Annotated in this window: 11 protein-coding genes; 4 read left to right on the top strand and 7 right to left on the bottom strand. The window is 71.9% G+C overall.

Going from position 1 to position 13,756, the window contains the following annotated elements; all coding sequences use genetic code 11:
* Positions 1-94 precede the first annotated feature (94 nt).
* The 4 genes from ASF75_RS12850 (at position 95) to ASF75_RS12835 (ending at position 7,477) form a co-directional block, all read left to right on the top strand.
* Positions 95-2,086, top strand: coding sequence for a LamG-like jellyroll fold domain-containing protein (locus ASF75_RS12850; RefSeq protein ID WP_056071979.1), 1,992 nt, complete (start codon positions 95-97; stop codon positions 2,084-2,086).
* A gap of 95 nt (positions 2,087-2,181) precedes the next feature.
* Positions 2,182-3,606, top strand: coding sequence for a pyridoxal phosphate-dependent decarboxylase family protein (locus ASF75_RS12845; RefSeq protein WP_056071975.1), 1,425 nt, complete (start codon positions 2,182-2,184; stop codon positions 3,604-3,606).
* Positions 3,603-5,069, top strand: a complete 1,467-nt coding sequence (locus tag ASF75_RS12840) for a lysine N(6)-hydroxylase/L-ornithine N(5)-oxygenase family protein (RefSeq protein WP_082509739.1) — start codon at positions 3,603-3,605, stop codon at positions 5,067-5,069. The genes ASF75_RS12845 and ASF75_RS12840 overlap by 4 nt, the downstream gene beginning before the upstream one ends.
* Complete coding sequence (locus tag ASF75_RS12835) at positions 5,066-7,477, top strand: GNAT family N-acetyltransferase (RefSeq protein WP_056071970.1); 2,412 nt, start codon at positions 5,066-5,068, stop codon at positions 7,475-7,477. Before ASF75_RS12840 ends, ASF75_RS12835 begins: the two co-directional genes overlap by 4 nt.
* A 30-nt stretch (positions 7,478-7,507) precedes the next feature.
* Here the strand turns inward: ASF75_RS12835 and ASF75_RS12830 are convergent, their stop codons facing one another.
* From ASF75_RS12830 to ASF75_RS12800, 7 genes are all read right to left on the bottom strand, one after another.
* Positions 7,508-8,143 (bottom strand): pyridoxal 5'-phosphate synthase, encoded by a 636-nt coding sequence (locus ASF75_RS12830; RefSeq protein WP_056071967.1) that lies wholly within the window; start codon positions 8,141-8,143, stop codon positions 7,508-7,510.
* 18 nt (positions 8,144-8,161) lie between these two features.
* Complete coding sequence (locus tag ASF75_RS12825) at positions 8,162-8,812, bottom strand: NUDIX domain-containing protein (protein ID WP_017885456.1); 651 nt, start codon at positions 8,810-8,812, stop codon at positions 8,162-8,164.
* Positions 8,809-10,395 carry a nicotinate phosphoribosyltransferase gene (locus ASF75_RS12820; RefSeq protein ID WP_056071964.1) on the bottom strand — a complete coding sequence of 529 codons (1,587 nt, stop codon included), beginning with the start codon at positions 10,393-10,395 and terminating at the stop codon, positions 8,809-8,811. The genes ASF75_RS12825 and ASF75_RS12820 overlap by 4 nt, the downstream gene beginning before the upstream one ends.
* Positions 10,392-11,243, bottom strand: coding sequence for a phosphoribosyltransferase family protein (locus ASF75_RS12815; RefSeq protein WP_056071961.1), 852 nt, complete (start codon positions 11,241-11,243; stop codon positions 10,392-10,394). Before ASF75_RS12815 ends, ASF75_RS12820 begins: the two co-directional genes overlap by 4 nt.
* A gap of 24 nt (positions 11,244-11,267) precedes the next feature.
* Positions 11,268-12,350 (bottom strand): hypothetical protein, encoded by a 1,083-nt coding sequence (locus ASF75_RS12810; protein WP_056071959.1) that lies wholly within the window; start codon positions 12,348-12,350, stop codon positions 11,268-11,270.
* Positions 12,347-12,778, bottom strand: a complete 432-nt coding sequence (locus ASF75_RS12805; RefSeq protein WP_156463882.1) for a hypothetical protein — start codon at positions 12,776-12,778, stop codon at positions 12,347-12,349. Before ASF75_RS12805 ends, ASF75_RS12810 begins: the two co-directional genes overlap by 4 nt.
* A 188-nt stretch (positions 12,779-12,966) precedes the next feature.
* Positions 12,967-13,737: a hypothetical protein gene (locus ASF75_RS12800; RefSeq protein WP_156463881.1), complete on the bottom strand. Its 771-nt coding sequence runs from the start codon at positions 13,735-13,737 to the stop codon at positions 12,967-12,969.
* Positions 13,738-13,756: the final 19 nt, after the last annotated feature.

The raw sequence follows: 13,756 nt of genomic DNA, 5'->3' as shown, positions 1-13,756 counted from the left end.
CTCACCGGTCCACACCGAACCGGCAGCAGCGGCCGGTCTGGTGTTCACGGGACGGACCCGGGGCGTTCCCCCGCGGACCGTACGGTGCGGTGCTGTGCAGAACAGCCCTGACGACCACGAAGCCGCCCACGACGGTGCAGCAGCCCCCGCCGACGATCGCAGCAAGCGCATCCCGGTCTCCCGCCGTGGCTTCTTGGTCGGGTCCGGACTGGCCGGCGCCGCAGGCCTCGTGGCGTCGAACGGTTTCGGCAGCGCCCCGGCCGTCGCCGACGCGCTGACCGCAGCCCCCGCCGTCACCCCGGCGGCCCTCGGCGGGTCCGGCATCGCGGCCCAGCAGGCGGTGGCACGTGGGCGCACCGGTCCGTGGCGACCCGACACGACCTCGCCGCGCTTCACCGTCGCGGTGATGCCGGACACCCAGTACATGTTCGACGGTGCCGCGGTCGACCAGGCCCCGATGCGCGCCTCGCTCGAGTACGTCGTGCGCGAGCAGGCCCGGCACAACACGGTGTTCCTCGTGCACCTCGGCGACCTGACCCAGAACGGTGCGGCGTCCGAGATGCGCGCGTCCGGCGAGGTCTTCGACGTGCTCGACCGTGCCGGAGCGCCCTACAGCGTGCTCGCCGGCAACCACGACGTCGACTCGTCGACCGACGACCAACGCGGCCGCACCCCGTACCTCGACGTGTTCGGTCCGCAGCGGTTCCGGAAGGCCCCGGGCTGGATCGGTTCGAGCTCCGACGGCTACAACACCGCCCACCGGTTCACCGCGGCCGGCCGCGAGTGGGTCGTCCTGGCCCTCGACTGGCGGACGAGCGCGAGCGGCCTCGCCTGGGCCAGCTCCGTGCTCGCAGCCCGGCCGCACTCGCCGGTGATCCTCACGACGCACGCCATCGTCGACTCGGACGCCGACGGCGGGGCGGCGTTCGACCCCTACGGGCAGCAGCTCTGGGACTCCTTCATCACGAAGCACGACCAGGTGTTCCTGACGCTCAACGGCCACTACTGGGGGCCGGGCCGCACGACGGCGAAGAACGCGGTGGGACACGACGTCGCCCTGCACCTGACCAACTACCAGAACCGGTACTACGGCGGGGCGGCCATGATCCGGCTGTACCACGTCGACCTCGAACGGAACGTCATCGACGTCGAGACGCTGTCGCCGTTCCTGCTCGCCGGCGGGCTCGGCGAGGCGAACGAGCTCGCCGCCCAGGAGGTCAACCTCAGCGGTGACGTCGACCGCTTCACCATGGCAGTGGACTTCGAGGCGCGCTTCGCGGGCTTCGCGCCGGTCGCACCACGGGCCTCCCGGCCGGCGGCACGCATGCTGGTACCGGGGACGCTCGCGTACTGGCGGTTCGACGGCAACCCGGACGGGGCGGCGCTCCCGCCGACCACGCGGGTGCGCGACCAGAGCGGCAAGGGCAACGACCTGGTGGTCGCCCGCCGGACCGGCGCCGTCGCCGGGGCGTTGCGCTGGACCGCCGCGCACCACCCCGACCAGCCGGGTGCCGGCAGCCTCGCGCTGCAGGGTGGCAAGACCGGGGGCGACCACCTGCAGACCGTCCGGGCGGCGCCGCTCAACCGCACCCACTTCCCTCGCGGGTACACGGTCGAGGCGTTCTTCGCGCTGCCGACCACCTTCGACCCGAGCACGAACGGGTTCAGCGCCCTGCTGTCGCAGTACTCGAGCGCCGGCCAGGTGGGGAAGGCGACCGGAGCCGACGGCGACCCGGACGAACCCGCGGTGACCCTGAGCCTGTCGGGGGACCGCGAACTGCAGTGGTGCGTGTACCCGACGAGCCAGGACGGATCGTTGACGAACTGGGGGCACGAGCTGCCGCTCGGAGCCTGGTGGCACGTGGCCGTGGTGAACGACGGGACGCACAGCGTGCTCTACGTCGACGGGTGCCCGGTCGTGCGGAACCCGTCCACCCAGAACCGCGGTCTGAGCACGATCGGCAAGCCGTGGCTGCTCGGCGGGTACCGCTACGGCGGCAAGCTCGACAACGTGTTCGTCGGGTCGATCGGTGACGTGCGCATCGTCGGCCGGGCGCTGCAGCCGAGCGAGTTCATGAACGCCTGACGACCCGACAGGCGGCCGTCTGACACGCCCGGCCGACCAGGACACCCCTCGTTCGGGTGGCGTGAACGCGTTTTGTGAGGTTAGCCTTACCTAACGTGACACCTCCCATCGAACTCCTGACCACCGCCACCGCCGAGCGCTACCGCTCCGCCGTGACGTCCACGGTGGACCGTCTGGCCGACCGGTTCGCCGCGGCCGACCGTCCGACCACCGACACCGCCCCGGACGTCCTCCGGGCCCGGGTGCAGGACGTCGACCTCGACGCCGAACCCCTCGGGACGGACCGCGCGCTCGCCGAACTCGACGAGCTGTTCGTCCGCGAAGCCGTCTGGTTCCACGACCCGGCCTACCTCGCGCACCTGAACTGCCCGGTCGCGCTGCCCGCGGTCGCCGCCGAGTCGGTCCTGGCCGCCGTGAACCCGTCGGTCGACACGTGGGACCAGTCCCGCATCGGCACCGAGATCGAGCGCCACGTCGTCGCCTGGCTCGCCGGCCGGATCGGGTTCGCCGCGGGGGACGGCATCTTCACCTCCGGCGGCTCACAGTCGAACCTGCAGGCCCTGCTGCTGGCGCGCGAGGCCCTCGGCACCGGCGGCACCGTGTTCACGACCGCTGAGACCCACTTCAGCATCGCGAAGTCCGCCCGGCTGCTCGGGCTCGAGACCGTGGTCGCCGTCGCGACCGACCACGCCGGCCGGATGGTGCCCGCGGCCCTCGCCGAGACGATCGCTGCAGCCAGGGCCAACGGGCAGCGACCGATGGCCGTCGTCGCCACGGCCGGTACCACCGACCGCGGCGTGATCGACCCGATCGAACCGATCGCGGACGTCTGCGACCTGGAGGACGTCTGGCTGCACGTCGATGCCGCGTACGGCTGCGGGCTGCTCGTGTCGCCGACGCGCCGCCACCTGCTCGACGGCGTCGAACGAGCCAGGAGCGTGACCGCCGACCTGCACAAGTCGTTCTTCCAGCCGGTGTCGTCGAGCGCCCTGCTCGTGCAGCGCCCGGAGGACCTGCGCCGCACCGCGTGGTACGCCGACTACCTGAACCCGGAGGACGCCGCCGAGCCGAACCAGGTCGACAAGTCCCTGCAGACCACCCGCCGGTTCGACGCCCTGAAGCTCTGGGCCACGCTGCGCGCGACGGGGGCCGACGCTATCGGAGCAGCGTTCGACGCCGTCATCGACCTCGCCGCAGCCACCCACCGGATCGTCGAGGAGCACCCCGACCTGGTGCTCGTCGCGCCGACGCAGCTCAGCACGGTGCTGTTCCGCTGGCAGCCCGCCGGCATGACGGACGACGACGCCGACGCGCTGGTCGCCCCGATCCGCTCGGCGCTGCTCGCCGAGGGTCGGGTCCTCATCGCCAAGACGGTCATCGACGGCCGCCCGTGCAACAAGCTCACGCTGCTCAACCCCGAGACCACCCCGGAACAGATGCGCGCGTCGCTCGAGCACGTCGTCGCCACGGCCGCCCGGGTCAGGGCCACCACCACCGCCCCGGAAGGAGCGTCCCGATGACCGCCGACCGCGCAGACCGCACCGCCGACCGCGCAGCAGACCGCACAGCAGACCGCACCGCCGACCGCGCAGCAGACCGCACCGCCGACACCGTGCACGACGTCGTCGGCATCGGCATCGGCCCGTTCAACCTCGGCCTGGCCTGCCTGACCGACCCGATCGCCGACCTCGACGCGGTGTTCCTCGACGCTGCCGACGGCTTCGCCTGGCACCACGGCATGATGCTCGACGACGCCACGATCCAGGTGCCGTTCCTCGCCGACCTGGTGACGATGGCCGACCCGACGTCGCCGTTCTCGTTCCTCGCCTGGCTCAAGGAGACCGGACGCCTGTACCCGTTCTACATCCGCGAGGACTTCCACCCCCTGCGCAGCGAGTACGACGCCTACTGCCGCTGGGCCGCCGACCGGCTCGACACCCTGCGGTGGGGCCGCCGGGTGACCGCCGTCGAGCACGACCCGGTCACCGACACGTTCACGGTGCACGCCGAGACCGATCAGGGTCCCGAGACGTACCGCGCACACCACGTCGTCGTGGGCATCGGCACCGAGCCGTCCGTCCCCGCCCCGCTGCGCGGGATCGGCGGACCGGCCGTCCACTCCGCCGAGTTCCTGCCGAACCGCAATGCCCTGCGCGACGCCGGGTCGATCGCCGTCGTCGGCAGCGGGCAGTCCGCCGCCGAGGTCTACCGCGAACTGCTCGAGGACATCCGGCAGGACGGCTACCGCCTCGACTGGATCACGCGGTCGCCCCGGTTCTTCCCGATGGAGGACACCAAGCTCACCCTCGAGATGACGAGCCCGGAGTACACGGACCACTTCCACGGGCTGCCCGAAGCCGTCCGCGATCGCCTGGGGCGGGAACAGCGCGGCCTGTACAAGGGCATCAGCGCCGATCTGGTCGACGACCTGTACGACCAGCTCTACCGGATCAGTGCGCGCGGCCCCGTCCCGACGACGCTCCGGACCGAGACGAGCGTCGTCGACGCCGCCTGGCTCGCCGACCGTGGCACGTACCGCCTGACGCTCCGGCACGAGCAGCTCGACCAGACGTACGAGCACGAGGTCGAGCAGCTGGTGCTGGCCACCGGGTACACCCCGCGGGTCCCGCGCTTCCTCGACCCGGTCGAGCACCTCGTCGCCCGCGACTCCCGCGGTCGCCTCGCGGTCGCCCGCGACCACCACGTCGACACCCTGGGCGGGCGCATCTGGGTGCAGAACGCCGAGGAGCACACGCACGGCCTGACCGCGCCCGACCTCGGCATGGGTGCGTGGCGGAACGCGTCGATCATCCGGTCCGTCACGGGTCGCCCCGTGTACGGCCTGGAGGCCCGGATCGCCTTCCAGGAGTTCGGCCTGCCCGCCGCGGAGCAGTCAACACCAGAGCCGTCCACCGCCCATCCCGGCGCCGCGGAGCGCGCGCCGGCCCGGCCTGCGACCGAACGTGCGGAGGTCTCCGCATGAGCACGACCGTGACCACCACGGCGCCGGACGCGACCGCGCCCGGAGGAGCCGGGCCGGGCCTCCTGACCGTCGAACCCGTGGACCCGGAACGCGACGCCGCCGTCGTGCAGTCGTGGCTCGCCCACCCCGCGTCGTCGTGGTGGGAGATGGGCGACCTCGACGTGGACGGCGTCCGCACCTACCTGGCCGGCGTGCAGGCCGACCCCGCGCAGGCCGCGTGGCTCGGCCGCCGGAACGGCGAACCGTGCTTCCTGGCCGAGACCTACGACCCCTCGGCCGTCCTGCTCACCGACGTGTGGGCTGCCGAACCCGGCGACGTCGGCATGCACCTGCTCGTCGCACCGGTGCCGGCCGAGGGCCGCGTGCACGGCCTGACGAGCGCGGTCATGCGTGCCGTCGTCGAGCACTGCCGGGACGCCCTCGGCGCGCGCCGGGTCGTCGTCGAACCGGACGTGCGGAACACCGCCGTGCAGGCGAAGAACGCCGAGGTCGGGTTCCGTGCCCTGCGACAGGTCGACGTCGACGGCAAGCGGGCGCTGCTGTCGGTGCTCGACACCGACCGGATCGGCGTCCCCGACGACGACGGGCCGGCCGCGCACCTGCGGCCCGAGCACCTGGAGCCCGCCGAACGGCACCTCGTCGCGAAGGCGATCGCGGAGTTCACCCACGAACGGCTCATCGCACCCGTGCCGGACGGGGACGAGTGGCGGCTCGACACGGGGGAGTCGACCTACCGGTTCCGGGCACGGCAGCACCTGCTCGAGCACTGGTCGATGGACGAGGCCTCGCTGACGCGGACCCGTGCGAGGGCGTCTGCACCGCTCAGCGCGCAGGAGCTCGTGCTCGAACTGCACGAGGTGCTCGGGATCCCCGACGAGTTGCTCGGGACGTACCTGGAGGAGATCGCGTCGACGCTGGCGAGTGCTGCGGCGAAGCACCGACGGGGTGGGCCGTCGGCCGGGCAGCTGGCACGGGGGCGGGGCGGGGCCGGGTCGGCCGGTTCGGTCGGTTCGACCGGTTCGACCGTCTCGTCCGGGGCCGTCGACGACGCCGTAGCGTCGTTCCAGGACGTCGAGTCGGCGATGACCGAGGGCCACCCGGCGTTCGTCGCCGCCAACGGGCGGATCGGGTTCGGCCTCGACGAGTACCGGGCGTTCGCGCCCGAGTCCGGCGGCCGGTTCCGGTACCGGTGGCTCGCCGCCCGACGCGAGCACACGCACCTGGCGCTCGCCGCGGACCGGACCGAGCAGGCGCACTGGGAGTCGGAGCTCCCGGCAGCGGTCGTGGCCGGGTTCCGGGCCACCCTGGAGCGCCGCGGGCTCGACCCCGACGACTACGTGTGGCTGCCCGTGCACCCCTGGCAGTGGCAGCACCGGATCGCCGTGACCTTCGCGCCCGACCTGGGGCGGCAGGACCTGGTGGACCTGGGCGAGGGGCCCGACGAGTACCAGCCGCAGCAGTCCATCCGCACCGCGTTCAACCGCACCGAGCCGGCACGCTCGTACGTGAAGACGGCGCTCGCCGTGCAGAACATGGGGTTCCTGCGGGGGATGTCGCCCGCCTACATGCGGAACACGCCGGCCGTGAACGACTGGGTCGCGTCGATCGTCGCCGCCGACCCGACGCTCGCCGAGGCCGGGTTCTCGGTGCTCCGGGAGCACGCCGCCATCGGCTACACCGGCGACGCGTACCACCGGGTCGACGTGTCCTCGCCGCAGCGCAAGATGCTCGCGGCGCTGTGGCGGGAGAGTCCCGTCCCGCAGCTGGCCGAGGGCGAACACCTGCTCACCATGGCGGCACTGCTGCACCGAGACGGTGCGGGGAACGCCGTCGTGTCAGCCCTGATCGAGGCATCGGGAGTCCCTGCCGACGAGTGGGTCCGACGCTGGCTCGACGCCTACCTGCTGCCCGTCGTGCACTGCCTGACCGTGCACGACCTGGTGTTCATGCCGCACGGTGAGAACCTGGTGCTCGTCGTGCGCGACGGTGTCGTCGTCCGCGCCGTGATGAAGGACATCGGCGAGGAGGCCGCGGTGCTCGGCCGGCTCGACGACCGCCCGGTGCCCGCCGACATCGACCGGATCGTGCACCCGGTGTCCGACGACGAAGCGGCTCTCGCGGTGTTCACCGACGTGTTCGACGGGGTGCTGCGGTTCGTCGCGGCGATCCTCGACGACGACGGAGTGCTGCCGGAGGCCCGGTTCTGGCAGGTCGCGGGGGAGTGCATCGACGCGCACGCCGCCGCACACCCGGACCGCCGTCGGCCCCTGGACCTGCGGGTGCCGACGTTCGAGCACTCGTGCCTGAACCGGTTGCAGCTGCGGAACACCCTGTCGATGGTGGACCTGGCCGACCAGTCGTCGTCGCTCATCCGGGCGGGCGCGATGCCGAACCCGATCGGGCGGTAGGGGGCGCCGGCTCTCGCGATGCGCGAGACGTCAGGGCTGCAGGCGGGTGGCCGACCACGCAGCGTCGGCGAGGACGTACTGCAGCCGGCGGTGCATCCGGTCACGGCTGCCGTGCCAGAACTCGACGACGTCGGGTTCGAGTCGCCAAGCCACCCAGCCGGCCGGCCGCGGCACGGCGTCGTCGGTCTCGTCGAGCAGGTCGTTCGCGTCGTCGATCAGGTCCTGCAGGGTCCGCGGTTCGAGCACGTCGGACTGGTCGGCGATCGCGGTCGCCGCGCGGGACTTCGGGGAGCGGTCGGCGAACAGCGTGTCGGACTCGTCGTCGGAGAGCTGCACCGCCCGGCCCTCGAACCGCAGCTGCTGCATGGTCTCGCGCCAGTAGACCTGCAGCGCTGCGTGCGGGTTCTCGGCGAGCTGGCGTCCCTTCGGGCTCAGGGTCGAGGTGCCGAACACCAGCCCTCGGTCGTCCAGGCGCTTCACGTCCACCGTCCGGGCGCTCACCCGACCGTCGGCGCCGGCGGTGGCGAGGGTCATCGACCTCGGCTCGGAGACGTCGCGCTCGTCGGCGGCATCGAGCCACTGTCGGGCCAGGTCGAGGGGTGATGCCGGGGGAGCGTCGAACTCGGGCAGCTGCAGGGAGTCGTCACCGGACAGGGAGGAGGACATGCCTCCACCCAACCGTGCTCAGGCGCTCCACGTCCAGGCTGCCGGGGGACGACCCCCGCGGGGACCGGCCGCGGCGGGGGCGTCGACACGGCTGAGCACCGGGTTCGTCCGGAGCATCCGGTTCAGGTTGCCCGGGTCCGGGCTCGCGCCGGTCAGCGCGGTGAGCAGCCGACGGGCGTCCGCCGTGGTGAAGGGCGATCCGAGCAGCGCACGCGTCAGGGGGACGTCCGACCAGCACCGCAGTCGCACGTGCTCCAGCGCGGCGTCGACGATCCGGTCGTGGTCGAAGGGCAGCGCGAGGGGGCGGTCCGCGGCGGCGTGCCACGTCGCCGTCGAGTCCGTGCCCGGCTCGACGACCGCCAGGAACGCGATGCTGATCGCGGCGCTCCGCGGGTCGCGGTCGGGTCCGTCGAACGCGCCGATCTGCGCCAGATGGCGGACCGCGGCCGCGTCGATCCCGGTCTTGGTGCGCAGCGCGCGCCGCGCACCGTCCGCCAGGATCTCGGTGCCGTCCAGGAGCACGCCGGGCAGGGCCTCCAGTCCGGCGTACGGGGCGTAGGCCCGACGCGCTGTGGCGACCCGCAGGCCGTCCGCCCCCGCGAACGACACCGGGACGACGTCGATCGCGATGAGCGGTTGGTCGCGGGTCGCCGATCCGGCGGCCGTCACGCGATGGTCGTCCGGCGGGCAGCGCGGGCCGCACGTTCGTCCCGCAGCGTCTGCCGGACGTCGGCGAAGGACTGGAGGCGCGTGAACCGTCCGTCGATCCACACCGGCTGGAGCAGGCTGGTCGCCTCGTCCTCGGCCGTGGCCTGGTCGGTCTGCCGGATCTCGCCGGTCTCGTCGCGGTGCAGGGCGATGCGGCCCTTCGCGCTCTTCTTGCCGCTGCCCGTCTTCGGGTCCTTCTGGATGTCGACCGGCTCGCCGTCCACCAGTGCCCAGGTCGCCTTGACGGCGCTGCCGAGGTTGTCGCGCGTCATGTACTGGTACGTGTACGACCCGATACCGAGCACGATGTTGTCGCTCGAGTAGCCCTTCGCGGCGAGGCGCTCGTAGATGCGCTGCGCCCGGTCGAGCGTGATGCTGTCGCCGTAGATGACGCCGATGTGCTGATCGAGGACCTTGAAGCCCTGGTCGTTCACGGTGTGGCCGAAGATCTCGTCGAGCAGTTCGACGACGCCCTTCTCCTCGTGGCTGCGCCCGGGGGCGAGCAACTCGGCCTCGTCCACGCCGTGCACGGTGCCGGTGACGATGTCGACCGGGTCGCCCGAGTCGGGTCGGATGACGAGCTTGCCGTCGCGGGCCGTGATGCGGTCCTTGAGGGCCGGGAGGGTCTCGGTGACGACCTTGAACAGGTCGAAGCCGTCGCTGACCGCCGACACGATGCCCGTCGGGTAGACGTCGAGGATCTGCTCGAACGTCGCGAGCTCCCCGTCGGCACCACGGACGCACATCACGCTGTGCTCGGTCGCGGGGACGCTCGCTGCCACCAGCCCGTTGTCGCCCGGGTAGTACCGGTCGATGAAGTCGAGCGACGGCATCGAGTCGGTGCCGAGGAACGAGAGCAGGTGGCCCGCCCCGCCCGCCGCAGCCGACTCGATGCTCGACTGCCCGCGGAACGAGAAGTCGTGCGCGGCGAAGTCGATGCCGGCCGGGACGGCACCGGTGCGCGCTGCCCAGTCCTCCATCAGGTCGCGGTAGGCGAGCGCCTTGGTCGCGACCGTGGACGGGTGCCAGATCGATGCGGACAGGGCTGTCTCGATGTAGTTGGGCAGCCAGAAGAACTCGTCGATCGTGTTCTCGACGGTCAGGGTCGCGACGCCGATCGGGGCGAGGGTGCCCTCGGGCAGGGCACGGATCTCGAGCGGCAGGTAACCCAGGCGGTGCAGGGCGCGGACGTGGTCGGTGCCGATGTGGTTCGGGCCGAAGTACCCCTGCAGGGCTTCTTCGAACAGTCGGGCGACCTCGTCCTCGTCCGCGGCGAAGAACGGCGCCCAGGCCTCGACGAGCGAGCGCTGGATGAACGCCTGCAGCCCGAAGACCACGGCGTGCGTCGACTCGGGCATGTGCGCGTTCGACCGGTTCGTCCAGTTGATGAGGATCCGGGTGGTGCCCGCGGGGTAGACCTGCCGGTGCGAGTGCTTGTAGCCGTCGACGGCCAGCAGCGGCGCGATCGGGCTCGCCGTGGTGATGCGGGGTTCGAGGCCGGCGGCGCCGGTGCCGGTAGTGGTTGCGGGGGCGGTCTGGGTCATCGGATCTGCTCCGTCAGGTAGGGGGTGAGTGCGATCGTGCGCAGGCCGTCGATGGCGTTCTGCGCGGGGTACGAGTCGGTGGTGACGATCTCGCCGAAGTGGTCGGCGAGCTGCGCTGCCCGGCCGGAGAAGACACCGTGCGAGACCCAGAGGCTGAGCCGCTCCTTCGGCAGTCCCGTCGAGCCGGCGAGGCCCATGAACGTGCCGCCACCGTCGCAGATGTCGTCGACCACCAGGAACCGGCCGGTGTCCGGCAGCGGTTCGCAGGTGAAGCCGTCGAGCTTGCCGGTGTCCGGGTTGCGGTGCTTCTCGGCGCGGTACACCGGCAGGCCGCATGCCCGGGCGACCGCGGTCGCCCGAGGGACCGCGCCCTTGTCCGGGGCGATGATGCCGGTGTACGGGTCGCCACCGCCGTGCTCGGACGCCCCGACCACCGCGTCACGGACGACCTGTTCGCTCGTGACGACGGTGAGGTTGTCGACCAGGCCGACGATGACCGGCGAGTGCGGGTCGAACGCGATGACCTGGTCGACGTGGAAGCCGTTGAGGATGTCCGCGTAGACCTTCGCGCCGAACGGCAGGCCGCGGTCCTGCCGGGCTCCGGGCAGGTAGGGGACGAGCGCGACGGACTTCGAACCGCGCTGTCGCACGGCGTCCGCCCACATGCCGAGCATGATCAGGTCGTCGCCGTTCGTGCCGCGCAGGGTCGCGATCTCGGTGGTGCCCCCCGGCTCGGCGGTGTCGTTCGCGACCTTGACGTGGGCTTCACCGGCGGGGAACCGCATGGTGGAGAACGTCGGTGTCGTCTGGTTGCCCTGGGCGTCCCAGGTGCTGAGTTCGACTGCCATGGCTCGACCGTACCACGGTATTTGTCAGTCCGACAAGAACGGTTTCTCCTGAACGATCCGGAGGTGCCCGACACCGCTGACGAGCACCTTGTAGGCCGCCTTGTCGGCCCAGCCGTGGAACGTCGTGTTCGACCCCTGGTCCTCGTCGCGACCGGTCGGGACACGGCCGCGGTCGGTCCAGAACATTGCATCGATAGCTGGTGTCGGCACCAGACCGAGACCCTGGACGTGCCGCCGCAGCGCATCGACCTGCCGCTGCCCGGTGAGCGCTGCCAACTCGTCCGGCCGGAACCGTGTCGGTGGCAGACCCTGCGCGCGGGTGTCGAGCAGCACCTCCACGTGCGCGCGGGTCCGTCCGGTGTAGCGGCGTCGGAACCGTCGGACCCGCACCACGCCAGCCTCGTCGACCCCAATGTCGACGAGGTCCGACCACCGCACACCGTCCTCGTCCGCACCGACCGTCGTCACGAGCCGCACACCGTCCGGTTCGACGGACAGCGCTTCGGCCTCGTCCCATCGGTCTGGTCGCAGTGCATCGCCGACCAGCGAACGCACGACCTGCCATCGCTCGTCGCCGGGGCGTCGGCCACCGAAGAGTGCGGCACGGAGGCCGCCTCGCCGGCTCCGTTCGGCGACGAGCTGGTCGCACGGTGCCGAGACCGAGACCACCTCGTCGGCGTCCTCGTACGATGCGGCAGCAAGATCGAGTGGCGCGACCCCGACCGCCAGGCGCTGCTCGGCCACGGTCGCCAGGTGATCGGCAGCCGGAGCGAACACGTCGACCAGGTCCGCTGAACGGGGAGAACGCCCACGTCGGAGCCGGTAGGCGCGAAGGCCCCCGCCCTGGTCCCTCGCCATGCCGCTCGGCCAGACGTCGATCCGTGCACCCTCGACGCCGAGCAGCCAGCCGCGTCGTTCGAGCTCCATCCGCACCGTCGACAGGGCCCCGAAGGCGTCGTCCTCGACGGCGACGTGCTCGACACCGTCGACGACGACGGTCACGGAGTAGCGAAATCGGCCGTCCGAGCCGGACGGCTCGGAGCTCACGGTGATCATGGCTGGCGTCGTCTCGCCCTGGCGGTGCGCCGTTCGCGCGTACTCGGTCATCCGGGCGTCGATGCCAATGTCGGCCCGAGCAGGTTGCGGGCGGCGGTTCGCCAGGCACGGGCGACGGCGTCGAGGGAGTCGACGACGGTGATCTCCGGGTGCGGGCGTCGACCAAGGGCCTCGACCGCTCGCCTCCGCCATTCGTCCGGGTCAGGGTCGATGATGACGGTGCAGCTCGCACCGCCCGTCGACGCCTCGAGGAGCATCCATGCCGAGTGCGGCCGAGCCAGTCTGCTGACGACGTCCCCCCAGATCCCGTTGGCTGCCGACAGCTCGAGGACGCGGACGCCGGACGGCGCGAACGAGATTAGACCTGGGCGACGCGGCTGTCGTTCCGTGATCAGGACGCCGTCTCCGTGTCCCTCGGCGGCGACCTGCACGACGAAGCGACCGCTCCGCTCGTCATCGAGCAGGGACTGCCGCGTCACCGGTCGCGTTGCGACTCCTCGCGTCGCCGGACGGTCCTCGGCGACCGAGTACGCGGACTCGACACGAACATCCCGATCGTGCGGTTCGGTGGCGGGGCGACCATCGGACTCGATCGCCAGGTAGAGGCCGTTCGGAACCGGTACAGCCCAGACCGTCGTCTGACGGGTACTCGCGCGCCAGGTCACCATCAGGACACGTGGCTGTCGGGCCGCCCGAGCACCCACGCCTGCTCTGGTGAGGACCGGCGATCGGTCACGAAGACGGGCAGGGGCACGAGCGATGCGGCCTGGACCCGGACGCGTCCGAGTTCGTCGGCGTCATCCGTGTCGACGAGTACCACGATCCGCTCGGACGCCCGTTCGACGATGACACCGACCGTGCTGATCGCCGCCCCGTCGTACTGTTCGCGGAAGTCGGTCACCGCCGGGTACTGCTCCGGCTTCGGGGCACCGACGACGACGTCGAACCCCGCCGGGAACGGGCTCGCCGCTCGGACGAGTGCCGCCGTCGTCCATGCGTCGAGTTCGAGGGGCATCGTCGGCCCCGCCGCCAGCGTCAACGGGACGCCGGATCGGCCGGCCTGGTCGAGGAGCACCCCCACGGGCAGACCATCCGGTTGCGGGCTGACGACTCCGTCCACGATCACCGCGGGGATCATCGACGTGATCGCCAGGTCGCGGGGTGAGAGCACCGGCGCGCGGTCTCGCGATACACCGACGATCCGGTCGATGTCCTCGGGCAGCAGGACCTGCTCGTCGGGCTGGCCGGGCTGGAGCAGGAGAGCCACGTCGGCCGGGGTCGCGCGGAGCGCCGACCACAGCGTCGTGTGCAGGAGGACCGCGTCGTCCGGGGCCGCGGCCTGCGCCTGTTGCTGGTCGAGGAACGCGAGCGCGACGGCCTGGGGCGACTCGTCAGCCGGGGCGATGACCGCCGGGACGCCGTCCTCCGTCGCCAGCATCCACAGGTCCGTATCGACC

The sequence above is a fragment of the Curtobacterium sp. Leaf154 genome (assembly GCF_001424595.1).
In the GTDB taxonomy this organism is placed as follows: Bacteria; Actinomycetota; Actinomycetes; order Actinomycetales; family Microbacteriaceae; genus Curtobacterium; species Curtobacterium poinsettiae.
This window is presented reverse-complemented; position numbering and strand designations above follow the sequence as displayed.